This window comes from Streptomyces sp. NPDC126510, from assembly GCF_040302345.1.
GTDB lineage: Bacteria > Actinomycetota > Actinomycetes > Streptomycetales > Streptomycetaceae > Streptomyces.
On record NZ_JBEORR010000026.1, the window covers coordinates 101,314 to 124,730 of the forward strand.

Genomic DNA, 23,417 nt, shown 5'->3' on the forward strand with positions numbered 1-23,417 from the left:
GAACTCGTGAAAAACGCCGACGAGAATGGGCCGACCGGTTCGCGGACATTCACCGAGGTCACCGTAGTGCACCCCCGCACGGAATCGGGATAATTCTCGCGTATCGCCGACCGAATGCACCCTTGTTCTACTCACCGGAAACGGCTAGACGAAACACAGTCTGAACCCGTGTCGTATAAACTCCGCGAACAAGGCAGAAGGTTGGCGCCCACGGTCGATGGGTCCTGCCGTCGAGGCGACGCGGACCCCACCCCCCTCTCGTTCTGATGACCCCGGCCCCTGCCGCTCTGACCCCGTGAGCAGACAGCGCCGTCCGCCCCCGCCCTCGTGCCACCGTGCCTTTGAATGAGAGGCGACCCACCATGCCGCTGCATGTCCCTCCGGCTCCCGCGCCCGCACTCCGCTCCGTCCTCACCGCCCTCTCCTCTCCCACCGCGGTCCGCGAAGCCCGAACTCCCTCCCTGCTCGGCACCCAGGGACCCGCCACACCCGAGCTGCCCCTGCCCGTGCACGTCCTCGACCACGTCACGGCCGAGGGCGTCTCCGCCACCCGGCTGGCCGGGTGGCGCTTCCTGATCCGCTGCGGCGACCACGCCGTGGCCGCGGCGGAGACCATGCTGACTGCCGACGGCTGGGCCTTCTCCCACTTCTTCGAGGGCCCGTACATCACCTCCACCGAGCGCGCCCTGCGTCAGGCCGAGGCGATGCCGCAGCCGTACCAGCCCCGTCTGCTGTCGGTGCCCGGCCTGTACATGCTGACGCTCTGGCTGCACGAGGACTGCTCCGCGGACGGTGCCGCAGGCCACCCCGCCGCCACCGACCTGCTCGTCCCGCTGGCGCCGGCGCCCCCCGGCATCGCGGCCCACCGCCCGCACCGCGTCTCCGAACTCCTTCCGGTGCTGACCCATCGAGCGGCTCCCACCAGACTTCTCGGATCACCCGCCTGAAACACCACAGGGTTCCTCGCACCCCGTCGCCGAATTCCGGCGGCGGGGTCGCTCCTTTACCGCCGGTCGGCCACCGGTCGCTCGCACGATCGCCTTATCGCTCACACGATCGCTCGTACGAGCGATGAATGGCTCGTACGAGCCGGAATGGTCGTCGCCCCGGGCGGACTAGCCCTATCCGGCCACTGCGAACCACCCAAAGGGACAGCCCAGTTGGGATGAACCGTCCGCGCGGGTGACGCGTCCTGAACCTGTGAGAAGCGGTGCCGCGAAATCCCTGCGGATTGACGCCCGTGGGGCAACACTGGGTTCCGACGACTTATCGCAACGGGGGGCGGCCATGAACGACACTTCTAGCCGCGGAACAGACACGACAGCCCACTCGGACACGTCAATACCATCGTCCGTCTCGACACAGCGAAAGATCCCACCCATGTGCCAGCACCAGACCCAGTGCCCCTCAGCAGAATCCGCCGACCGGGAATCCGCCCGCCTCGTGGCGCATCACCCGGAGCAGGGATGGAGCCTGCTGTGCAACGGCGTGGTGCTCTTCGAGGACACCGGCGAACTCCTGCCGGACGGCCGGGCGATCGCCCCGCACCGTCCGCTGGCCGGCCAGGTGATGACGGCCGCATGAGGCCGTCGGCGGGGTGATGCCCCGTCGCACGACATGAGGGGCCGGCCGCAGGGCACCCTGCGCACCGGCCCCGACGCATGTCTTTCGGCCGTCACTGAACGTCATCTCTCGCGACGCGGCGTCCCCGGCCCGTACGCCTTCCCACGGATGCGTCCCTCCCGGAAGGCTCCTCGAAGTTCCGCGGTCATCCGTCGACGGAGGTCGGGCTGGTGGGGCCGACGCCGGGGGCGCCGCCCGCCCCCCGCTACCTCCCCCCGAGCGCCTCACGCAGCGCGAAGTACGCGGGCTTCCGCCGCAGTTCCTCGTCCCACGGCAGGGCCGCTCCCTCGCCCGGGAAGAACGCGGGGATCCACGAGTACTTGTCGGTGTAGTCCCACAGGGTGATGCCCACGCAGCGGCGGACCGCCAGGCACGCCTCGGTCAGGTCGGCGTACCACTCCGCCTGCTGCGTCAGCTTCTCGTCGGTGGCGGGCAGTTGCATCCGTATGTCGACCTCGGTCAGCGCGGTGTCGAGGCCGAGCCGGGAGAAGCGGCGGAGGTTGTCCTCCAGGGTGGTCGGATAGCCGTACTGCAGGGCCAGGTGGGCCTGGAGGCCGATGCCGTGCAGGGGGACGCCCGCCGCCTTGAGCTCCTTGGCCAGCCGATAATAGGCGTCGCTCTTCGGGCCGATGCCCTCGATGTTGTAGTCGTTGAGGTACAGCTTCACGCGCGGATCGGCCTGGTGCGCCCAGCGCAGCGCGTCGGCGATGTAGCCGGGCCCGAGCGTCTTGTAGAAGACCGACTCCCGGTACGTACCGTCCTCGTTGAACGCCTCGTTGACGACGTCCCAGGCGAACACCTTGCCCCGGTAGTGCCGTACCTCCGTCTGGATGTGCTTCTTCAGTACGGCCCGCAGCTCAGGGGCCGTCCACTCCTTGGCCGTGAGCCATCCGGGCAGCTGGCTGTGCCAGACCAGGGTGTGGCCGCGCACCTTCTGGCGGTTGGCCCGGGCGAGATCGACGATCTCGTCGCCCTGGGAGAAGTCGAACACGCCCTGCTGGGGCTCGGTCGCGTACCACTTCATGCCGTTGCCGGGCGTGATCTGGTCGAACTCGCTGCCGAGCAGGGCCGTGTAGGGACCGTCCACGAGCTCGGGGTTGTCGGTGGCGCTGCCGAAGTAGCGGCCGTGCCGCTGCGCGAGGTCGGCGAGGGTGGGCTGCTGGTGATCCGCCTGGGCGGGCGTGCCGACGCCGATGCCGGCGGCGACCAGGAGCGCGGCGAAGGCGCCGGCGAGTCTGAGACGGGTGGTGCGCATGGTGCGACTCCTCACGACAGGTGGCTGGGTAGAGCCGTACGTTCGCGGCGCGCGTCAGCCCTTGGTGGCGCCGGCGGTGAGGCCGCCCACGAGCTGGCGCTCGGCGACCGAGTAGAAGGCGAGGGCGGGGACCATGGCCAGCACCAGATAGGCGAAGACCTTGGCGTATTCCGCGGAGTACTGCCCCTGGAACTGCTGGACGCCGATCGGCAGCGTCCACCACTGCGCGTCGGTGAACACCAGGAGCGGCAGGAAGAAGTTGTTCCAGCTGGTGACGACGGCCAGTACGGAGACGGTGCCGAGCGCGGGCCGGGCCATGGGCAGCAGCACCCGCCAGAAGAAGCCGAACGAGCTGCACCCGTCGAGCGTGGCCGCCTCCTCCAGCTCGCCGGGGATCTGCCGGAAGAAGCCCCGCAGGATGATGATCGTCATCGGCAGTGCGAAGGCGGCCTGCGGGAGGATCACGCCGAGCGGATTGTCCAGCAAATCCAGCGAGCGCAGCAGCAGGAACAAGGGCAGGGCCGCCACCGCGAACGGGAACATCAGCCCCATCGTGAAGAGCGTGAACAGCACCTCCCGGCCCCGGAAGGCGAACCGCGCGAAGGAGAAGGCCGACAGGGCCGAGACGGCGACGACCAGGACCGTCGTGCCGATCGCGATCAGCGTGCTGTTGCCGATCAGCCGCCAGAAGTCCCCCGAGCCGAGGATCTGGGTGTAGTTGGAGGTGACCCACGACTCGGGCAGTCCGACCGGGTTGCGGGAGAGCTCGTCGGTGGACTTGAAGCCGGAGAGCGCCGCGTAGAGCAGGGGGACGGCCATGACGGCCCCGACGACGACCAGGACGAGGTGCAGGCTCCAGGTCTTCCCGCGCGCACGGATTTTCTGACTCGCTGTCACTTACCGTCACCCCGCATGGTCGTGGTGGCCCCTTGCAGGTCGCGCCGGAGGACGAACCGCTGGTAGGCGAGGGCGAAGACGAGGCTGATGCCGAACATGACCACGCTGATCGCGCTGGCATAGCCGACCTGGTAGCGCTTGAAGCCGTACTGGAACATGGTCACGGCCATGGTCTCGGAGTGGTGGTCAGGCCCGCCCGCGGTGGTCACCCACACCAGGTCGAAGAGCTGGATCGACCCGATGACCGCGAGGAACACGCTGATGCGCAGGGTGGGCGCGAGCAGCGGCAGTGTGACGTTGCGGAAGCGCTGCCAGGCACTGGCCCCGTCGATGAGCGCCGCCTCGGTCAGTTCCCTCGGGACGGCCTGGAGCCCGGCCAGGTACAGCATCATGTGGAAGCCGAAGTACTTCCAGGTCATGACCAGGAAGACGGTCGCCATGACGGTGGAGGGATCCGCGAACCACTCCCCGCCCAGCCCCTCGAGACCGATCCTGCCGAGGACCTGGTCGGCGAAGCCGTCGTCCGGGGCGAAGATCATGCCGAAGAGGATGCCGGTGATGGCCTCCGACAGGACGTACGGGGCGAAGAACAGCATCCGGTAGACCGCCCGGCCGCGCATCCGCTGGTTGAGCAGGACGGCCATGGCGAGCGCGAACGGCAGCTGGAGGGCGAGCGACAGCACCACCAGGACCAGACAGCGCCACAGGTCGCCGAGGAAGACGTCGTCCTGGAAGAGCCGGGTGAAGTTCTCGCCGCCGATGTAGTCGGAGGGCATGCCGAAGCCGCCCCAGCGGAAGAACGCGGCGTACAGGGCGAACAGCATCGGCAGCAGCACCAGCCCCATGAACAGCACCAGGGCGGGGAGCTGGAAGCCGGCTGCGGTGAGCCAGTGCAGAGCGCGTCGCCGGGTCCGCCCCGTGGGCCGGGCCGCGGCCGGGGGCGGGGAACCGGCGCCGGGGCCGGTCCGTTTGTCCGGCAGGAACGTGGAGGTCATCGCCGGTTACTGCTCTTCCTTCGCGGTCTTCGTGATCGACTGTGCGACCTGCCCGGGCGACTTGGAGCCCGCGATGAGCGCGGCCACGCTGTCGTTGACCTCCTGGCCGACGGCGGGCGCGTAGGCCTGGTCGAGGTAGAGCTGGAAGCCGGTGGCGGCCTTCAACTGGGCTTGGACGGCCTTGATGTTGGGGTCGGCGATGGCGCTCTCGGCCGCCGGGACCACGGGCAGGACACCGGTCTTCTTGACCAGTTCCAGGTCGGTGGCCTCGGACGCGAAGAACTTGAGGAAGTCGACGGCCTCCTGCGGGGCGCCCCTGCGCAGCGCGTGCCCGCCGCCTCCGCCGAACACCTCGGTGATGGCGCCCTCGCCGCCCTCGACCGCGGGGAACGGGAAGAAGCCGAGGTCCTTGCCGAGGCCCTTGCCCGCGTCGGCCTGCACCGTGGGCGCCCACTGGCCCATCAGCTCCATGGCCGCCTTGCCGTTGCCGACGGCGGCGGCCTGTCCGGTGGGCGACGAGTAGGCGGCGCCGAGGAAGCCCTTCTGGAACGGCTGCAGGGCGACGAGTTCCTTCAGGTGCTCGCCCGCCTCGAGGAAGGGGGCACCGGTGAAGTCCTTGTCGTCGTAGGCCTTCTGCAGCGCCTCGGCCCCGGCGGAGCGCATGGCGAGGTAGGCCCAGTAGTACATGCCGGGCCACTTCTCCTTGCCGGCCAGGGCCAGCGGCGTGATCTTGGCGGCCTTCAGCTTGCGTACGGCGTCGAGGAAGCCGTCCCACGTGGTCGGCGGCTCGGCGATGCCGGCCTTCTGGAAGAGCGCCTTGTTGTACCAGAAGCCGATCATGCCGATGTCGAACGGGACGCCGTAGGCCTGGTCGTCGAACAGGTACGGCTCCCGGGCTACCGGCAGGAGGGCGTCGGCCCACGGCTTGGTCCGGTCCGTGAGGTTCTCCACCAGTCCCGCGTCGACCTGCTGCTTCAGCACACCGCCGCCCCAGGTGTGAAAGATGTCGGGCAGCTTCCCGGAGGCGGTCAGGGCCGTCATCTTCGACTTGTAGGCGTCGTTCTCCAGCTGGACGATCTTTATCTTGACCTTGGGGTTCTGTGCCTCGAACTTCCGCGCCAGAGCGGCCCAGACGGTCTTGGACGGCTCGGTGGTGGAGATGTTCCACCACTCGATCGTGGTCGTCCCCGACGACCCCCCGTCCGAGTCCCCGCCGCATGCGGTCAGTGCCGTCATCCCCAGACCGGCCGCGGCGGAGGCCGCCAGGAAGCCGCGGCGGGACAGTGCGGGGTCGCCCATCATGCGCTCCTCGAGAGTCTCGAAAGTTTCGGATCAAACCCAGAAAGCTTCGCTGCTGCCGCACCCTAGAGACAGCGGATAAAGGGTGGCAACCCCTTGTGCGAGGTGAATCTCTCGCGATCCTGGAACCTGACGTGAGTGCGAAACATTCGGATTCTCAGACGAACGTTACGATGCCGACTCCGTCGCGATCACGCAGGGTGTCCGTCCGTGAGCCGGCCAGGGAGCACCGCCCCCGTCGAGGTCAATGCCGCCCGACGGGCGCTCATCTCGTGTTTTCGGAGCCGCGGCCGCCCCGGCCGTCAGTCTTAACGGAAGCTTGACGCGCTCGGCCCCTTCGTTCATGGGCCATGGCGTCACGCTCCGCTTACGCTGACCGAGCCGTCCAGTGATGGCAGGAACCACGCTGATCCACACGATCGGGAGCACGTCGATGGCCACCACCGAGCACCCGGCGCCGAGCCGTCCGGAGCCTTCCCCACCCAGCCGTCTGCGCGGCTGGATGCTGGAGGGCCTGTCGGACATGGGCAAGGGCGGTGGTCACACCGGGCCGCATGCCGAACCGGAGCCTGCGCACCGGGGTCAGCGCTGGTGGCGGGTGATGTGCCTGACCGGCGTCGACTACTTCTCGACCCTCGGATACCAACCGGGCATCGCGGCCCTCGCCGCCGGACTGCTGTCACCGGTCGCGACCATCGTCCTGGTCGTCGTCACGCTGGCCGGCGCCCTGCCCGTCTACCGCCGCGTGGCCGAGGAGAGCCCCCGCGGCGAAGGCTCGATCGCCATGCTGGAGCGGCTGCTCTCCTTCTGGCAGGGCAAGCTGTTCGTCCTGACCCTGCTGGGCTTCGCCGCCACCGACTTCCTCATCACCATCACCCTGTCGGCCGCCGACGCCTCCACCCACCTCGTGGAGAACCCGCATCTGACGGGTGCGTTGCACGACCAACGGATGCTGATCACCCTGGTTCTGGTCGCCCTGCTGGGCGCGGTGTTCCTCAAGGGCTTCCTGGAGGCGGTCGGCGTCGCCGTCGCCCTGGTCGGCGCCTATCTCGCGCTGAACGCGGTCGTGGTGGTCGTCGGCCTTTACCACGTCATCACGGCCGGTCATGTGATCAGCGACTGGTCGAGCGCCCTCACCGCCCAGCACGGCAACGTCTTCGCCATGGTCGGCGTCGCTCTGCTCGTCTTCCCGAAACTGGCCCTCGGCCTCTCCGGGTTCGAGACGGGTGTCGCCGTGATGCCGCACGTCGAGGGCGATGCGGACGACACGGAGGAGCGGCCGGCCGGACGCATCCGCGACACGAAGAAGCTGCTCACCACGGCTGCCCTGATCATGAGCGTCTTCCTGATCACCACCAGCTTCATCACCACCCTCCTCATCCCGGAGAAGGAGTTCGAGGCGGGCGGCCAGGCCAACGGCCGGGCGCTCGCCTACCTGGCCCACCACTACCTCGGCAACACCTTCGGCACCGTCTACGACGTCTCGACCATCGCCATCCTGTGGTTCGCCGGTGCGTCCGCGATGGCCGGTCTGCTCAACCTGATGCCGCGCTACCTGCCCCGCTACGGCATGGCCCCGCACTGGGCCCGCGCGGTACGCCCCATGGTCATCGTGTTCACCCTGATCGCCTTCCTGGTCACCTGGATCTTCGACGCCGACGTCAACGCCCAGGGCGGCGCCTACGCCACCGGTGTGCTGGTCCTCATCAGCTCCGCGGCGATCGCGGTGACCATCGCCGCCCGCAAGGCCCGGCAACGGAACTGGACGATCGCCTTCGCGGTGATCTCCGCGGTGTTCCTCTACACGACCGTGCTCAACGTCATCGAGCGCCCGGACGGCGTGAAGATCGGCGCCTGCTTCATCGCCGGCATCATCCTGGTCTCCCTGCTGTCACGGTTGGCCCGGGCGTTCGAGTTGCGCGTGACCAGCGTGACGCTGGACGACATGGCGGAGCGCTTCGTCCGGGACGTGGCCAGCCGCCGGATGCGGTTCATCGCCAACGAGCCCGACCGGCGCGACATCGCCGAGTACCGCGACAAGATCGAGCAGATCCGGCAGGACAACGACGTGTCCGGCCAGGAGGACTTCGTCTTCGTCGAGGTGACGGTGACCGACCCGTCCGAGTTCGAGGCGGGCCTGAGCGTACGCGGCGAGGTGCTGCACGGCCGCTACCGCGTCCTGACCCTGGAGTCGTCCTCCATCCCCAACGCCCTGGCCGCGCTGCTGCTGCACGTCCGCGACGCGACCGGCCGGACCCCGCACATCTACTTCGAGTGGACCGAGGGCGGGCCCTTCGCCAACTTCCTGCGGTTCTTCCTGTTCGGCCAGGGCGAGGTCGCCCCGGTGACCCGCGAGGTCCTGCGCGAGGCGGAACCGGACCGCGAGCGGCGGCCGAGGGTGCACGTGGGGTGAGCCGAGCTCCGGCCTGTCGTCCGCGGCCGAGCGCCCGGTCGCGTTACTCCCGACGGCCAACCCCGCATCCCCCCTTGCCCTCCCCCGCCCCTATCGTGACCGGCATGCAGTCCTACACGATCGGCCAGGCAGCACGGCTGCTCGGCGTCAGCCCGGACACCGCCCGTCGCTGGGCCGACGCGGGCCGCATCACGACCCATCGCGACGAGGCCGGGCGACGGCTCATCGACGGGCGCGACCTGGCCTCCTTCTCGGTCGAGCTCGCCCGGTCCGGCACCGCCGAGGAAGACACCCCGTACACCTCGGCCCGCAACGCCTTTCCCGGCATCGTCACCGCGATCAAACTCGGCGACGTCGCCGCCCAGGTCGAGATCCAGGCCGGCCCGCACCGGCTCGTCTCGCTGCTCACCCGTGAGGCGGTGGAGGAACTGGGCCTGGAGGTCGGAATGGAGGCGACGGCCCGCGTGAAGTCGACAAACGTCCATATCGACCGCGTCTGAGCCCACGCGGCGGGCCAGGGCGACGCATACGGGGTGATGGGGTCGGTCCGCCGCACGGTCGAGGGCGGCGAACTGACTGCCGCGACCACCGGGGACGCCGAGAAGGACCTGGCCCTGTCGCCCGGGGAGCCCTGTCGTCGCCACCGCATGACCCGACGGTGAACGGCGAGAGGGGCCCCGCACCGCGGAGCCCCTCCCTGTGACCGGTCGGCCGATCAGTCCTCGTACGCGTCCAGCGGCGGGCAGGAGCACACCAGGTTCCGGTCGCCGAAGGCCTGGTCGACGCGACGCACCGGCGGCCAGTACTTGTCGGCGACCGACACCCCGGCGGGGAAGACGGCCTCCTCGCGGCTGTAGGCGTGCTCCCACTCCCCGGCGAGCGCACCGGCGGTGTGCGGGGCGCCGCGCAACGGGTTGTCCTCCGTGGGCCATTCTCCGGAGCCGACCTTCTCGATCTCCGCGCGGATGGCGATCATCGCCTCGCAGAACCGGTCCAGCTCGGCCAGGTCCTCCGACTCGGTCGGCTCGATCATCAGCGTCCCGGCCACCGGGAACGACATGGTCGGCGCGTGGAAGCCGTAGTCGATCAGCCGCTTGGCGACGTCGTCGACACTCACGCCGGTCGCCTTGGTCAGGGGCCGCAGGTCGATGATGCACTCGTGCGCCACGAGCCCGCCGGGGCCGGTGTAGAGCACCGGGTAGTGCGGCTCGAGGCGCTTGGCGATGTAGTTGGCGCTGAGCACGGCAACCTGCGTGGCCCGCTTCAGCCCCTCGCCGCCCATGAGCCGGACGTACGCCCACGAGATGGGCAGGATGCCGGCGGAGCCCCAGGGCGCTGCGGAGATGGGCCCGACGCCCGTCTGCGGGCCCGCCTCGGGCTGCAGCGGGTGGTTCGGCAGGTAGGGCGCGAGGTGCTCGCGCACCGCCACCGGACCGACACCCGGACCGCCGCCGCCGTGCGGGATGCAGAAGGTCTTGTGCAGGTTCAGGTGCGAGACGTCCCCGCCGAAGTGCCCCGGCTTGGCGAGCCCGACGAGCGCGTTGAGGTTCGCCCCGTCGACGTAGACCTGCCCGCCCGCCTCGTGCACCTGCGCGCAGATCTCGGAGACGTGCTCCTCGAACACACCGTGCGTGGACGGGTACGTGATCATCAGCACAGCCAGCTCGTCGCGGTGCTGCTCGATCTTCGCCCGCAGGTCCTCGACGTCGATCTCGCCGTCCTCGGCGGTCTTCACGACGACGACCTTCATGCCCGCCATCACCGCACTGGCGGCGTTGGTGCCGTGTGCGGACGACGGGATCAGGCAGACGGTGCGCTGCTCGTCGCCGTTGGCCCGGTGGTACCCGCGGACGGCGAGCAGTCCGGCCAGCTCACCCTGCGACCCGGCGTTCGGCTGGAGGGACACCTTGTCGTAGCCGGTTACCTCGGCGAGCCGGTCCTCCAGCTCGTGGATCAGGGTGAGGTAGCCGCCGGCCTGCTCGGCGGGCGCGAAGGGGTGCAGCTGCCCGAACTCGGGCCAGGTGACCGGCTCCATCTCGGTGGTCGCGTTGAGCTTCATGGTGCAGGAGCCCAGCGGGATCATGCCCCGGTCGAGCGCGTAGTCGCGGTCGGCCAGCTTGCGCAGGTAGCGCAGCATGGCGGTCTCGGAGCGGTGCTGGTGGAAGACGGGGTGGGTCAGGTAGTCGTCGGTGCGCAGCAGCGCGCCGGGAAGCCCGTCCTCCGTGGCCGCGTCCAGCGCCTCGACGACGCCCTCGACCCCGAAGGCCGCCCACACGGCACGCAGCTGGGCGCGGGTCGTGGTCTCGTCGCAGGCGATGGAGACGTGGTCGGCGTCGACGAGACGCAGGTTGACCCCGTTGTCCCGCGCGGCGGCCACGATCTCGGCGGCCCGGCCACCGGCGCGAACGGTCAGGGTGTCGAAGTAGGCCCCGTGCACGACCTCGACACCGCCGCCCGCGAGCCCGGCGGCGAGGACCGTGGCGTACCGGTGGGTGCGCCGCGCGATGCCCTTCAGGCCTTCCGGGCCGTGGTAGACGGCGTACATGCCGGCCATGACGGCGAGCAGCACCTGCGCGGTGCAGATGTTGCTGGTCGCCTTCTCCCGGCGGATGTGCTGCTCACGCGTCTGCAGCGCCAGCCGGTAGGCCTTGTTGCCGTCGGCGTCCACGGACACGCCGACGAGCCGCCCGGGAAGGCTGCGCGCCATCTTGTCCTGGACCGCCATGTAGCCGGCGTGCGGCCCGCCGAAGCCCATGGGCACACCGAAGCGCTGCGTCGTCCCCACGGCGATGTCCGCCCCGAGCTCACCGGGCGACTTCAGCAGCGCCAGCGCCAGCAGATCGGCGGCGACGGTGACGAGCGCGCCCAGCTCGTGCGCCCGGTCGATGACCGGCTTGATGTCCCGCACGGCACCGGAGGCGCCCGGGTACTGGAGCAGCACGCCGTTGATCTCGCGCTCGGCGATCTCGGCGGGGATGCCCTCGCTGAGGTCGGCGACGACGATCTCGACACCGGTTGGTTCGGCGCGGGTCTGGATCACCGCGATGGTCTGCGGCAGGGTGTCCGCGTCGACCAGGAACAGGCCCTTCTTGTTCTTGCCCAGGCGCCGCGACAGCGCCATGGCCTCGGCGGCCGCGGTGCCCTCGTCGAGCAGGGAGGCTCCCGAGGTCGGCAGTCCGGTCAGGTCGGCGACCATGGTCTGGAAGTTGAGCAGCGCCTCGAGCCGGCCCTGGGAGATCTCCGGCTGGTACGGCGTGTAGGCCGTGTACCAGGACGGGTTCTCCATGACGTTGCGCATGATGACCGGCGGCGTGAACGTGCCGTAGTAGCCGAGGCCGATCATGGAGCCGAGGACCTGGTTGCGGTCGGCGAGGGAGCGCAGCTCGGCGATCACCTCGGCCTCGCTGCGGGCACCGGGCAGGTCCAGCGCCTCGGCGCTCTTGATCACGGCCGGGACCGCGGCGGCGGTCAGCTCGTCCAGCGAGCCGTAACCGACGTGCGCGAGCATCTTGGCGCAGGCCTCGTGGTCGGGGCCGATGTGGCGCTGCTCGAATGGAACTGCCTCTTCGAGCTCGGAGAGCGGAATGCGGTGGGCGGTCATTGCGGAGGCCTCCTGGTCGACACGACCTGCGAGGGGCACCACTGCACGGGTACCCGGACGGCCTCCCCCTCTGTCATCTCAACCTGAGAGCTTCACCGGATCGCCCGAAGGCCTCCGGCTTTCACCGTCGGTGAGAGCGGAAGCCGTCGACACCCGCTCTGCTTTCCAGAGTGACCTCGTCCGTGCGGTACGTGTGCCTGAGAGATTCCGGGGAGGATTTGCTCCTTCGGCGCCTCCGATGGTGTCTGGAGGACTCTCCCGCGCGGGGTCAGCAGCCGCTGCCAGCGTACCAGCGAGGTCAACGCACGAACCTTCGAGTGGCCGCATCCCCGCTTGTACCGTTTTGTTGTGTCTACGGATGAGGTGCGACCATGTGGAGGGCCCGTGCGAACCGATATCGATCCGCGCAACCTGATCGGCCGCAAGGCGTTCGACCGCAACGGGACCAGGATCGGCACCATCGACGAGGTCTACCTCGACGACGCCACCGGTGAGCCGGAGTGGGCGGCCATACGGACCGGCCTGTTCAGCAGGGACGCCTTCGTCCCCCTGGAGCCGAGCGAACTGATCGAGGGTGCCCTCCACGTCCCGTTCGAACGCTCCCTGATCAAGGACGCCCCCGACTTCGGCGTGGGCCGCCACCTCTCCCCCGAGCAGGAACTGCAGCTCTACCACCACTACGGTCTCGACGTCGCCGCCCCGCCCCCGCTCCCGGACCACGACTTCGGCAAGCTCGCGGGCACCGACGAAACGGCCTGAGACCCCACCCCGGGCATCCGGTCTCCCCCCTCCGGCTCCCGTAACACCAGGGGCAACGGATCCGCCGCCTCCAGATCCGGATCGTCGACCCGGAAGGTCCTCACCCGCCCGGGCTCCGAGGCGGGCGTCTCGAACCGTACGGTGACCCGCCCCAGGCCGCTGCCCTGCACCCAGCCGTGCCCGAACTCGGCGTGCCGCACGTCGTGCCCGGCGGGCCAGCGCCGCTCGGCGAGCGGCGGCTGTTCCTCCGCCGGCGCCACGGCATGCTCCTCGACCGGGCTCTCCGCGACCGCCCGCTCCCCCGCCGCCTGGGCGAACAGGTCCTCCTGCGTGTAGTCGGCGAGCCCGCTGACCCCCACGCCGAGCAGCCGCACCCCGCCGGTCGTGTCGACCGAGTCCAGCAGTCTGGCCGCCGCCTCACGGACCACCGCGGGGTCGTCCGTGGGGCCGCGCAGCGTCTCGGAGCGGGTCAGCGTCGAGAAGTCGTACCGCCGCACCTTCAGCACGATCGTCCGCCCGGAGAGACCGGCCCCGCGCAGCCGCCGCACACACCGCTCGGCGAGCCGCTGCACCTCCAGCCCGACGCGCATCCGGTCGTGGATGTCCACGTCATAGGTGTCCTCGACCGACACCGACTTCGCTTCGCGCTCCGCCACCACGGGCCGGTCGTCCCGTGCCAGGGCCATGGCGTAGAGGCCGTGTCCGTGTGCCTTGCCCAGCAGCCGGACCAGCTCGTCCTCGCCCGCCTCGACGATCTCCTCGACCGTGGTGATCCCGGCCCGCCTCAGGTGGTCACCCGTCGCCGGCCCCACTCCCGGCAGTGTCCGCACGGACATCGGCCCGAGCATCGCCCGCTCCGTCCCCGGCTCGATCACCACCAGCCCGTCCGGCTTGGCCTCCTCCGAGGCGATCTTGGCGAGCATCTTGGACGCGGCGAGCCCCACCGATCCCGTGAGGCCCGTGGCGGCGCGTATGTCCGCGCGCAGCTTCACCCCGGCCAGCCGCGCCGACCGCTCGTCCCACGCCACTCCACCGGCCTCGAGATCCACGAACGCCTCGTCCAGGCTCAGCGGCTCCACCAGCGGCGACAGCGCACGCAGCAACTCCATCACCCGCTCGCTGATCGACCGGTAGACGTGGAAGCGCGGCACGAGATAGGCGGCGTTCGGCGCGAGCCGCCGGGCCTGGCCCATGGGCATCGCCGAATGCACCCCGAATACCCGCGCCTCGTACGACGCGGTCGCCACCACGCCCCGCGGCCCGAGCCCGCCCACGACCACGGCCTTCCCGCGCAGACTCGGCTTGGACGCCTGCTCCACCGAGGCGTAGAAGGCATCCATGTCGAGATGCAGGATCGTGGGCGAGGTTCTCACACCCCCGATGCTGCCCTACACCACTGACAACGCCCCGCCCGGGCGCTCTCGACGGCCCGGGAGAGGCCATGACAAGCCCGGCGGCAACCGCTTACATCCGGGTGCGCAACGTCCCGTGGCGTGCGACCGTCTGCGTACCCCGCTGCCGGACGGCTCAGACGGCCCGGTTCCGTCGACGCGCCAGCTCGTCCGCCGGGTTGGGCCCGACCAGAGTCTCGCCGGTGTCGATCCGCTCGCCGTGCAGCTGGGACAGCGCGCTCTCGACATCCCGCCACACCACCCCGACGGCGATCCCGAAGACCCCCTGGCCGCCTTGGAGCAGGGCATGGACCTCGTCGGGCGAGGTGCACTCGTAGACCGTCGCGCCGTCACTCATGAGCGTCATGCGCTCGAGGTCGCTGAAACCGCGTTCCCTCAGGTGCTGAACGGCGGTGCGGATGTTCTGCAGCGACACCCCGGTGTCGAGGAACCGCTTGACGATCTTCAGGACGACCACGTCCCGGAAGCTGTACAGCCGCTGCGTCCCGGATCCGTAGGCTGGGCGCACGCTGGGCTCGACGAGCCCGGTGCGGGCCCAGTAGTCCAACTGCCGGTAGGTGATACCGGCGGCCGCACAGGCCGTGGGGCCGCGATAGCCGATCTGCTCGGACGCCATGGACGTCGTCCCTCCGCTGCTCGGCACCGCTGTCGGTCGCTGCGGAGTGTGATCGGCCGCGCCACCGGGCTGGGGGTACGTCCCGCCCGTAAGGGGCCGTGAGCCGGGGGGAGGGTACGGACCGCTCGCCCTGAGACTGCGCTCGGGGCCGCCCCCAGCCGTACCGTCGCCGCTATTTCTCACGCCGACCTCCGTCCTTGACCTGCCTTCTCGACGGTAGGCAGTCACCAGGGGTGCGTCAACGATCGCCACACTCGCCACGCCGAGTGATAATCACCCTGAGAGTGGTTTCCCGTGCCCCGTCGCGGGGAAAGGCTAGCCGAATGTGTCCGGAACGGACCGCGTGACGCTCTCACACGCCAGCGGCATACGCGGGCAATTCACCCGTCACACACGACGGGCGGCCCCGCCGCGGACCACATCGTCCGCCGGGCCGCCCACACACTGCTCAGGCCACTGCCGCATCCGAGGAACTCACTGGCTGCTGCTGCCGAAGTCCTCCGGGGAAATCTGGTCGAGGAACTCGCGGAACTTCTCCACCTCGTCCTCCTGCTCGTCCGGGATCGCGATACCCGCGTCGTCGAGCACCGTGTCGCTGCCGTAGATAGGCGTCCCGGTGCGCAGCGCGAGCGCTATGGCGTCGGACGGGCGGGCGCTCACCTCGACGCCGCTGGCGAAGACCAGCTCCGCGTAGAAGACGCCCTCACGCAGGTCCGTGATGCGCACCTCCGTGAGCTCCTGGCCGACGGCTTCCAACACGTCCTTGAACAGGTCGTGTGTCAGCGGCCGCGCGGGAGCCATGCCCTGCTGGGCGAAGGCGATCGCCGTCGCCTCCCCCGGACCGATCCAGATGGGGAGGTAACGGTCGCCTCCCACTTCACGCAGCAGCACGATCGGTTGGTTGGAGGGCATTTCGACCCGGACACCTACGACATCGAGCTCGTTCACACAGCAACCCTAGGCCGTGCCCGGGATGTTTGGGTAGTCGGGCCCGGATCGGGCGCCTGATCCAGCCCTCGAGACCCCGCCCGTCTCAGGGCAGCCGCACCCCGAGCGCCGTCTGCACCAGCGCGGTGTGCAGCTTCACCGTGAGCCCCGCCAGCTCCTTGACGCGAGCCTCGGCGTGAGCCCTGGTCTGCGGGTTCCGGTGCCGCTTCAGCGGCGCCACCACCTGGTCCACGAGCCCGGCCTCCCGGTCGGCGGCGGCCTTCATGGCCCGCAGGTGCCGCGGCTCGATCCCGAACCGCCCGAGCTCCACGACGAGCAGGGCGACGGTGACCGCCTCGGCGTCGTAGGCCCCGTCCTCCAGAGGGGTGAGGAGCCCGTAGGACTCCCACTCCTTGAGCTCCTGCTCGTCCACGCCGACGGCCATGAGCAGCTCGTCCCGTCCGATCCGGGCTGCGGTGGGCGGCTCGGACGACTCGGACGCGGATTCACCGTCCCGCTGACGGCCCACGACCGGCAGCTGCACGGCTTCACCACGCTCCATGGCCTCCAGATGCTCCCGGATCACCTTCAGGGGCAGGTAGTGGTCCCGCTGCATCCGCAGGACGTGTCCGAGCCGCTCGAGGTCCTGGGCGCTGAACTTGCGGTACCCCGAGGGGGTCCGCTGTGGCTCGATGAGCCCTTCCGACTCCAGGAAGCGGATCTTGGAGATGGTCACTTCGGGAAACTCACCGCGCAGCGCGTTCAGCACCGCGCCGATGCTCATCAGCCCACTGTCCGTGGCGGCGGTGCCGTGTCCGGCACCGCCGCTCGGTGTATGAAGCATGGACCTTCCCTGACGGATGGACCTTCGCTGGGTCTGCCCGGCCGCAGCCGGTCAGTAGCCCCGCTGGCTGGCGTAGAAGACCAGCCGGTACTTGCCGATCTGCACCTCGTCGCCGTTGTTCAGGGCGACCTGGTCGATGCGCTCTCGGTTCACGTACGTGCCGTTCAGGCTGCCCACGTCGGCCACCGTGAACGAGCCGTCCTGGGCTCGGCGGAACTCCACGTGCCGCCGGGAGACCGTCACGTCGTCCAGGAAGATGTCGCTCTGCGGGTGCCGGCCGGCCGTGGTCAGGTCGCCGTCCAGCAGGAAGCGGCTGCCCGAGTTCGGCCCACGGCGCACGACGAGGAGCGCGGAACCCAGCGGCAACGCGTCGACGGCCGCCTGCGCCTCGGGGGACAGGGTCGGCATCGGCGTCTGACCGGTGGTCTCGCTGTCGTAGGCCTCGAGACCGGAGATGGAGATCGTGGAGGTCGTCTCGGACGGGCGCTCCGGTGTCGCTCCCGCCCGCAGCGGCGCGCCGCAGTTGGAGCAGAAACGGCTGTTCTCCGCGTTACGGTTACCGCACCTCGTACACACCAGGGCCGACATCGGATCCTCCTGCCGCGGCTGCCCACCGGGGGCGTTGGACGCGTACGGGTCGGAAAACCCTCCACCCGCACTTGAGGCTGACGGTTGCCCGAAACCTATGCCGCCGGACTGTGCAGGGTCAACCGACGGCGCGCCCTGACCACCGGAAACATCGCCGCCCGGGCCGCCCACCTGGTCCCGGAACAGCGGCCGCTGGCCCTCCGCGTCAGGCTGTGCGCGATGACGAGCGGTGGCGTTGTCACTGCCCTCTCGCGCGCTCTTGCCGAACAACTTCGCAAACAACTTCACGGGCGATTCCCCTTGACCGAAACAGACCCGCCCGTGGGGCAGGACGAACCCTGACTGAACACTCTGGCCGACCCGGACATCCTTACAACGTCCGTCTGCACCAGACAGTTTCCACCACGCACCGCCCATTCGGTGCGCCGACCCCCCGCAACCTCATGCCCTCGCCTGACGTCGCCCATGCACCCCCGCCTCACTGCGAGGACGACCGAGCGTAGTCAGGCCGCTTCGCTGCTCGCAAGGCGTCCACGACGATGTCGGTCGACCGCTCGATCGTGACGGTGGCCTGTTCCTTCTCGAGAGTCTGCACCACGCCTCCGGGGATGTTGAGCGCCGGCTCGAGGTCCTGCGGCTTGCCGATGACCTTGAAACGATAGGGCGCGTTGATCTTGTTCCCGTCGACACCCACACCCTTGCCCGAGTCCGTGAGGTACGTGCCCGCGACCACCCGGACACCGTTGACCTGGATCGCCTCGGCACCAGCCGCACGCAGCTCCTGGATCGCGTCGAGCAGCATGTCCGCCTCGACCGTCCCCTTCGTGTCCTGGATCGTCATGGTGATGCCGGGCCCCCGCGCGGCCACCGTGCCCGCCAGGATGCCGAGTTGCCTCTCCTTCTCGACCGTCTGCTTCCGGGCCTCCTCGGCCTGGTCGGAGCTGTTCTCCAGCTCGTCGCGCTGCTTCTCGAGACCCTGCTTCTCGTCCTCAAGACGTTGAGTACGGTCATCCAGTTCATCGAGGATGCGGACAAGATCTTCCTGTCGCGCACCACGCAGCGCATTGTCACTGTCGCTGTTCGACGCCACCTGCACCGCCAGCCCGAACCCGAGACCGAACAGCAGCACCGCGACGATGAGTTGGGCCCGCGTGATGCGGGGCGGCCACACCCCCTGTGCCAGCCGCTGCCGCCCGGTCAGCCGCGGCTCCGGGTCCGGCTGCGGTTCCGGTGCCTGCTCGGGCTCCGGCTCCGCCGGGGCATCCCCGTCCGCGGGCGCCGCCGCGGGCCCGGCCCCGGGGACCTCCTGGGGCAGCTCCTTGCGCAACCTGTTCCCGGACTCGCCGTGGCCGTCGCGCGTGTCGCCCTGCCCCTCGGCGGGGTCGGCGGCCTCGGTGGGCTTCTCGCCGTGCTCGCTCATCGGCCTCACGCCCGGAACACGTGCCGGCGGATCGCCGCGGCGTTGGAGAAGATCCGGATACCGAGGACGACCACCACACCGGTGGACAGCTGCGCACCCACGCCCAGCTTGTCGCCCAGGAACACGATCAAGGCGGCCACGACCACGTTCGACAGGAACGACACCACGAAGACCTTGTCGTCGAAGATCCCGTCGAGCATGGCCCGCAGACCCCCGAAGACAGCGTCGAGCGCCGCCACGACGGCGATCGGCAGATAAGGCTCGACCACCGCCGGAACCTCAGGCCGGACCAACAGGCCGGCCACGACTCCCACGACGAGGCCCAGTACGGCGATCACGATGTGCCCTTCTCGCTCTTCTCAATGCTCGGCTGTGCTGTACGTACGATCACACTCGGTGCGGCAGGCAGCCGGAGGTCGTCCTCGACGGAGATGCCTGTCCTGATGCCGTAGCTCTCCTGCAGCGCGTGCAGATACAACCCGTCCGCGCTGTCCTGGAACCGTGTGCTCAGCCGCTGCCCATCCCCCACCGCGAGCACCGTGTACGGCGGCACCAGCGGTTTGTTGTCGACCAGTATGGCGTCCCCGGCCGCCCTGATCGCGGACAGCGCCGTCAGCCGCTGCCCATTGATGGAGACGGCCTCGGCACCCGACTCCCACAGCCCGTTGACCACGCGCTGCATGTCCCGGTCACGCACGCGGCCGGTGTCGGAGAAGCCGGAGGTCTCCCGCGGGTTGCCATCGCCACCGGAGGCGGCTTCCTTGGCGTCGTTCACCACGAGCTTCACCCCGGGGCCGTGCACCGCGACGGCGCCCGACAGGATGCCCGCCAGGCCGGATTCCCCGCCGCCGCTGTGCTTGAGCGCCTCGCGCTGCCGTGCGCCCACGTCCGCGCGCAACTCGTCGACGGAGTCCTCCAGCTTGTCCGCAGCCTCGGTCTCCCGGTCGATGCGGTCGACCAGCTCTTCCCGCTCCTTGGCGACGACCGGGGCCGCGACCCGCGCCTGCGCCGCCCCGACGGTCACGACGAGGGCCGCGAGCACCAGCCCGGCGGCAAGCCCCAGCTTCGCCCTGAGCGTTTTCGGCATGCCGCTGTCACCCGCGGCCTTCTTCCGCGCGGCCGCCTCGGCATATCCGTCGTCGAGGCTGTGGTCCATGACGTTGGTGAGCAACGACATGGACGCGTCCGGACGCCGGGGCCGCGTGGGTGTGCTCCGAATGGGGGGTTGCTGCGGCATGCCGCACATCGTCGCACGTCGCGGGCACTACCTCCGAACGGGCCCACCGGCGTGCCGGACAGGCCCCGTTGGGGGACACTTGTCCGGCACGCAGGCGCGCAGCCCGTTCTACCGGCCGGCGCTGTCCACGACCGCCGCCCATTCGTCCAGCAGGGCCTGCGCGGAGGCGTCGTCCGGCCCCTCGGCCCACAGGTGGGTGACGGCCTCGGCCGGGTCGGGCAGCACCATCACCCAGCGGCCGTCGGTCTCCACCACACGCACACCGTCCGTGGTGTCCACGAAGCGATCTCCGGCTGCTTCGACGACCCGGCGCATCACGAGCCCCTTGACGGCCCACGGGGTCGCCAGATCCCGCTTCAGGACGTGCGCCCGCGGGATCCTCGCGTCGATCTGGCTGAGCGTGAGCTGCGTCCGCGCCACGAGCCCGATGAGCCGTACGAAGGCCGCGGTGGCGTCGTACACACTGCTGAACTCGGGGACGATGAACCCGCCCTTGCCGTCACCGCCGAAGATCGTCCCTTCCTCACCGCCCACGCGTGTGAGGTCGTCGGGAGAGGTGGTCGTCCACTCGACCTGCGTCCCGTGGTACGCCGCCACCTGCTCGGCGATCCGGGTGGTGGTCACCGGCAGCGCGACGCGGCCGCTGCGCCGTTCGGCGGCGACGAGGTCGAGCATCACGAGCAGCGCCCGGTCGTCCTCGATGATCCGGCCCTTCTCGTCGACGAGCGACAGCCGCTCACCGACGGGGTCGAACCGCACGCCGAACGCGGCTCCCGAGGACGCCACGATCTCCCCGAGGCGCACCATCCCCGACCGCCGCATGTCGGCCGTCTCCGTCGGCCTGGACTCGTCGAGACCGGGGTTGATCGTCAGCGAATCGACCCCGAGCTTGCCGAGCAGGCTGGGCAGGACGAGTCCCGCACTGCCGTTGGACGCGTCCACGACGACCTTCAGCCCGGATTCACCGATCCCGGTCGTGTCGACGTTCCGCAGCAGCGATCCGGTGTACGAGTCGAAGACACTGGCCGGGAAGTGCAGATCCCCGATCTCACCGGGGAACGCGCGACGGTACTCCTGCCTCGCGAACACCCGGTCCAGCTTGCGCTGGCTGCCCTGCGACAGGTCCGCACCGTTCCCGTCGAAGAACATGATGTCGACGGAGTCCGGCACACCGGGGGTGGTACGGATCATGATGCCGCCCGCGCTGCCCCGTGCGGTCTGCTGACGGGCCACGGGCAGCGGCACGTTCTCCAGGTCCCGCACGTCGATCGCACTGGCCTGCAGCGCTGAGATCACCGCCCGCTTCAGCGCACGTGCACCCCGCGAGTGGTCACGGGCCGTGGTGACGGTCGAGCCCTTCTTCAGCGTCGTCGCATACGCGCCGGCGAGCCGCACCGCGAGTTCCGGCGTGATCTCGACGTTCAGGATGCCGGACACACCGCGGGCACCGAAGAGATGCGCCTGGCCCCTGGACTCCCAGATAACCGAGGTGTTGACGAAGGCGCCGGCCTCGATGGTCTTGAACGGATAGACCCGCACATTGCCCTGGACGATCGATTCCTCACCGATCAGGCACTCATCACCGATGACCGCCCCGTCCTCGATCCGCGCCGCACGCATGATGTCGGTGTTCTTGCCGACCACGCAGCCACGCAGATTGCTGTGCGGCCCCACGTAGACGTTGTCGTGAACGACGGCCTTGTGCATAAACGCGCCGCTCTTGACGACGACATTGGAGCCCACGACGGTGTGCTCACGGATTTCGGCCCCGGCCTCGACCTTGGCGTAGTCACCGATGTAGACAGGTCCGCGGAGTACGGCGTCGGAATGGACTTCCGCTCCCTCGGCGACCCATACACCCGGGGAGATCTCGAACCCGTCGATGTCGACGTCGACCTTGCCCTCGAGGACGTCGGCCTGCGCCTTCACATAGCTCTCGTGCGTGCCGACGTCCTCCCAGTAGCCCTCGGCGATGTAGCCGTAGACGGGCTTGCCTTCCTTCATCAGCTGCGGGAAGACGTCACCGGACCAGTCGACGGGCACATCGGGCTCGACGTAGTCGAAGACCTCGGGCTCCATCACGTAGATGCCGGTGTTCACCGTGTCGGAGAAGACCTGGCCCCAGGTGGGCTTCTCGAGGAAGCGCTCCACCTTGCCTTCCTCGTCGACGATGGTGATACCGAATTCCAGCGGATTGGGCACACGCGTCAGACAGACGGTGACCAGCGCGCCCTTCTCCTTGTGGAAATTGATGAGCTCGGTGAGGTCGAAATCCGTGAGAGCGTCACCGGAGATGACGAGGAAGGCATCGTCCTTCAGCGCTTCCTCGGCGTTCTTGACGCTCCCGGCGGTACCGAGGGGCTTCTCCTCATTGGCATAGGTGAGCTCCATACCCAGCTCTTCGCCGTCACCGAAGTAGTTCTTGACGAGCGAGGCCAGGAACTGGACGGTCACGACTGTTTCATTGAGCCCATGCCTTTTGAGCAGCCGAAGAACATGCTCCATGATCGGCCGGTTCGCCACCGGCAGGAGCGGCTTGGGCATGCTTGAGGTCATAGGGCGAAGGCGCGTGCCTTCGCCTCCGGCCATCACGACGGCCTTCATGTCGGAAGCGTCCTCCTCGAAGAGACGGTCTAGCCGACTTCCCCCGCCAGGATTGTCCCTCACTTATCCGGCACGGGCCATCGCTCCGCTACGGCAGCAGGACCATCCGAGAGTTCAATCGGCTATGGCGTCCGCACGGACCAGGCGGCGGACTTGTACCACGTAGAGGACTCCTGCCCACCAGTAGAGCGTTGTACCCCACCCGGCGAACGCCCATCCGAAAATTGCAGCGAGTGACGAGATCCAGCTGCTTCCGTCACTCAGCAGAAGCAGGGGGAAGGCATACATCAGGTTGAAGGTGGCGGCCTTACCCAGGAAGTTCACCTGGGGCGGCGGATAGCCGTGCCGGCGGAGGATGCCCACCATCACCAGCAGAACCAGCTCGCGCGCCAGAAGTGCGGCGGTCAACCAGAGGGGCAGAATCTCACGCCAGGTGAGGCCGACCAGGGTCGAGAGAATGTAGAGCCGATCGGCCGCGGGATCGAGGAGCCGGCCGAGGCTGCTGATCTGGTTCCAGCGCCGCGCGAGCTTGCCGTCCAGATAGTCGCTGACTCCGCTCAGAGCGAGTACCAGAAGGGCCCAGCCGTCACTCTGGGGTCCACCGAACTCAGGGAGCAGGATCAGCCACAGGAAGACGGGTACGCCGACGAGACGGGCCATGCTGAGGATGTTCGGGATGGTGAGCACACGGTCCGTCTGGACGCGAGTCTCCTGAACCTCCACCCGGGGGCCTCCTGTGGGAAACGTGCCAACGATGCCCCCTGACCCTACCTCAACGCAAAAAAGCTCTGGCTCTTGGGCTGTGTGCCCAAGAGCCAGAGCTCTAAAAGGAGTTCGGCGGCGTCCTACTCTCCCACAGGGTCCCCCCTGCAGTACCATCGGCGCTGAAAGGCTTAGCTTCCGGGTTCGGAATGTAACCGGGCGTTT

Annotated in this window: 20 protein-coding genes, 1 rRNA gene and 1 riboswitch; of the genes, 5 read left to right on the plus strand and 16 right to left on the minus strand. The window is 69.2% G+C overall.

Annotation, left to right across the window (positions count from 1 at the left end):
- Positions 1–362 precede the first annotated feature (362 nt).
- Positions 363–947, plus strand: coding sequence for a hypothetical protein (locus ABTX60_RS31320; RefSeq protein WP_352100380.1), 585 nt, complete (start codon positions 363–365; stop codon positions 945–947).
- Between the two features lie 433 nt (positions 948–1,380).
- Positions 1,381–1,584: a DUF5999 family protein gene (locus ABTX60_RS31325; protein WP_033307435.1), complete on the plus strand. Its 204-nt coding sequence runs from the start codon at positions 1,381–1,383 to the stop codon at positions 1,582–1,584.
- 244 nt (positions 1,585–1,828) lie between these two features.
- Here ABTX60_RS31325 and ABTX60_RS31330 read toward each other — a convergent pair whose 3' ends face one another.
- From ABTX60_RS31330 to ABTX60_RS31345, 4 genes are all read right to left on the minus strand, one after another.
- Positions 1,829–2,878, minus strand: a complete 1,050-nt coding sequence (locus ABTX60_RS31330) for an endo-1,4-beta-xylanase (RefSeq protein ID WP_352100381.1) — start codon at positions 2,876–2,878, stop codon at positions 1,829–1,831.
- Between the two features lie 54 nt (positions 2,879–2,932).
- A complete protein-coding gene (locus tag ABTX60_RS31335; protein WP_352100401.1) occupies positions 2,933–3,697 on the minus strand; it encodes a carbohydrate ABC transporter permease in 765 nt (254 codons plus the stop codon).
- Positions 3,698–3,771: 74 nt separating this feature from the next.
- A complete protein-coding gene (locus tag ABTX60_RS31340) occupies positions 3,772–4,770 on the minus strand; it encodes a carbohydrate ABC transporter permease (RefSeq protein WP_352100382.1) in 999 nt (332 codons plus the stop codon).
- A gap of 6 nt (positions 4,771–4,776) precedes the next feature.
- Complete coding sequence (locus tag ABTX60_RS31345; protein ID WP_352100383.1) at positions 4,777–6,069, minus strand: extracellular solute-binding protein; 1,293 nt, start codon at positions 6,067–6,069, stop codon at positions 4,777–4,779.
- A gap of 433 nt (positions 6,070–6,502) precedes the next feature.
- Here ABTX60_RS31345 and ABTX60_RS31350 point away from each other — a divergent pair, with 433 nt between their 5' ends.
- Both ABTX60_RS31350 and ABTX60_RS31355 read left to right on the plus strand, forming a co-directional pair.
- The gene (locus ABTX60_RS31350) at positions 6,503–8,482 is read left to right on the plus strand and encodes an APC family permease (RefSeq protein WP_352100402.1); all 1,980 of its coding nucleotides are present in this window, start codon (positions 6,503–6,505) and stop codon (positions 8,480–8,482) included.
- Between the two features lie 104 nt (positions 8,483–8,586).
- A complete protein-coding gene (locus ABTX60_RS31355; protein WP_352100384.1) occupies positions 8,587–8,982 on the plus strand; it encodes a TOBE domain-containing protein in 396 nt (131 codons plus the stop codon).
- 215 nt (positions 8,983–9,197) lie between these two features.
- On the opposite strand, the gene gcvP is transcribed toward ABTX60_RS31355, so the two are convergent.
- Entirely contained in the window at positions 9,198–12,083 is a 2,886-nt protein-coding gene (gene gcvP, locus ABTX60_RS31360; protein WP_352100385.1) for an aminomethyl-transferring glycine dehydrogenase, read from the minus strand.
- 175 nt (positions 12,084–12,258) lie between these two features.
- Positions 12,259–12,354, minus strand: a riboswitch (glycine riboswitch).
- A gap of 113 nt (positions 12,355–12,467) precedes the next feature.
- On the opposite strand from gcvP, the gene ABTX60_RS31365 reads away from it, so the two are divergent.
- A complete protein-coding gene (locus ABTX60_RS31365) occupies positions 12,468–12,842 on the plus strand; it encodes a PRC-barrel domain-containing protein (protein ID WP_352100386.1) in 375 nt (124 codons plus the stop codon).
- Here ABTX60_RS31365 and ABTX60_RS31370 read toward each other — a convergent pair.
- The 11 genes from ABTX60_RS31370 to rrf all read right to left on the minus strand — a co-directional run.
- Complete coding sequence (locus tag ABTX60_RS31370; RefSeq protein ID WP_352100387.1) at positions 12,761–14,215, minus strand: DNA polymerase IV; 1,455 nt, start codon at positions 14,213–14,215, stop codon at positions 12,761–12,763. The genes ABTX60_RS31365 and ABTX60_RS31370 overlap by 82 nt on opposite strands.
- Before the next feature lie 154 nt (positions 14,216–14,369).
- The gene (locus ABTX60_RS31375; protein ID WP_352100388.1) at positions 14,370–15,053 is read right to left on the minus strand and encodes a MerR family transcriptional regulator; all 684 of its coding nucleotides are present in this window, start codon (positions 15,051–15,053) and stop codon (positions 14,370–14,372) included.
- Positions 15,054–15,344: 291 nt separating this feature from the next.
- Complete coding sequence (locus ABTX60_RS31380) at positions 15,345–15,818, minus strand: bifunctional nuclease family protein (RefSeq protein ID WP_003988851.1); 474 nt, start codon at positions 15,816–15,818, stop codon at positions 15,345–15,347.
- A gap of 85 nt (positions 15,819–15,903) precedes the next feature.
- A complete protein-coding gene (ftsR, locus tag ABTX60_RS31385; protein WP_352100389.1) occupies positions 15,904–16,641 on the minus strand; it encodes a transcriptional regulator FtsR in 738 nt (245 codons plus the stop codon).
- Between the two features lie 51 nt (positions 16,642–16,692).
- Positions 16,693–17,646, minus strand: a complete 954-nt coding sequence (locus ABTX60_RS31390) for a zinc-ribbon and FHA domain-containing protein (protein ID WP_352100390.1) — start codon at positions 17,644–17,646, stop codon at positions 16,693–16,695.
- 61 nt (positions 17,647–17,707) lie between these two features.
- On the minus strand, positions 17,708–18,649 hold the full coding sequence (locus ABTX60_RS31395) for a DUF881 domain-containing protein (protein ID WP_352100391.1): 942 nt from the start codon (positions 18,647–18,649) through the stop codon (positions 17,708–17,710).
- Positions 18,650–18,654: 5 nt separating this feature from the next.
- Entirely contained in the window at positions 18,655–18,987 is a 333-nt protein-coding gene (locus ABTX60_RS31400; RefSeq protein ID WP_003988855.1) for a small basic family protein, read from the minus strand.
- The gene (locus ABTX60_RS31405) at positions 18,984–19,895 is read right to left on the minus strand and encodes a DUF881 domain-containing protein (RefSeq protein ID WP_352100392.1); all 912 of its coding nucleotides are present in this window, start codon (positions 19,893–19,895) and stop codon (positions 18,984–18,986) included. Before ABTX60_RS31405 ends, ABTX60_RS31400 begins: the two co-directional genes overlap by 4 nt.
- 99 nt (positions 19,896–19,994) lie before the next feature.
- On the minus strand, positions 19,995–22,490 hold the full coding sequence (locus ABTX60_RS31410) for a sugar phosphate nucleotidyltransferase (protein WP_352100393.1): 2,496 nt from the start codon (positions 22,488–22,490) through the stop codon (positions 19,995–19,997).
- Positions 22,491–22,604: 114 nt separating this feature from the next.
- Positions 22,605–23,213, minus strand: a complete 609-nt coding sequence (gene clsA / locus ABTX60_RS31415) for a cardiolipin synthase ClsA (protein ID WP_053674126.1) — start codon at positions 23,211–23,213, stop codon at positions 22,605–22,607.
- Between the two features lie 109 nt (positions 23,214–23,322).
- Positions 23,323–23,417: ribosomal RNA gene (gene rrf / locus ABTX60_RS31420) — 5S ribosomal RNA — on the minus strand; the annotation flags it as partial.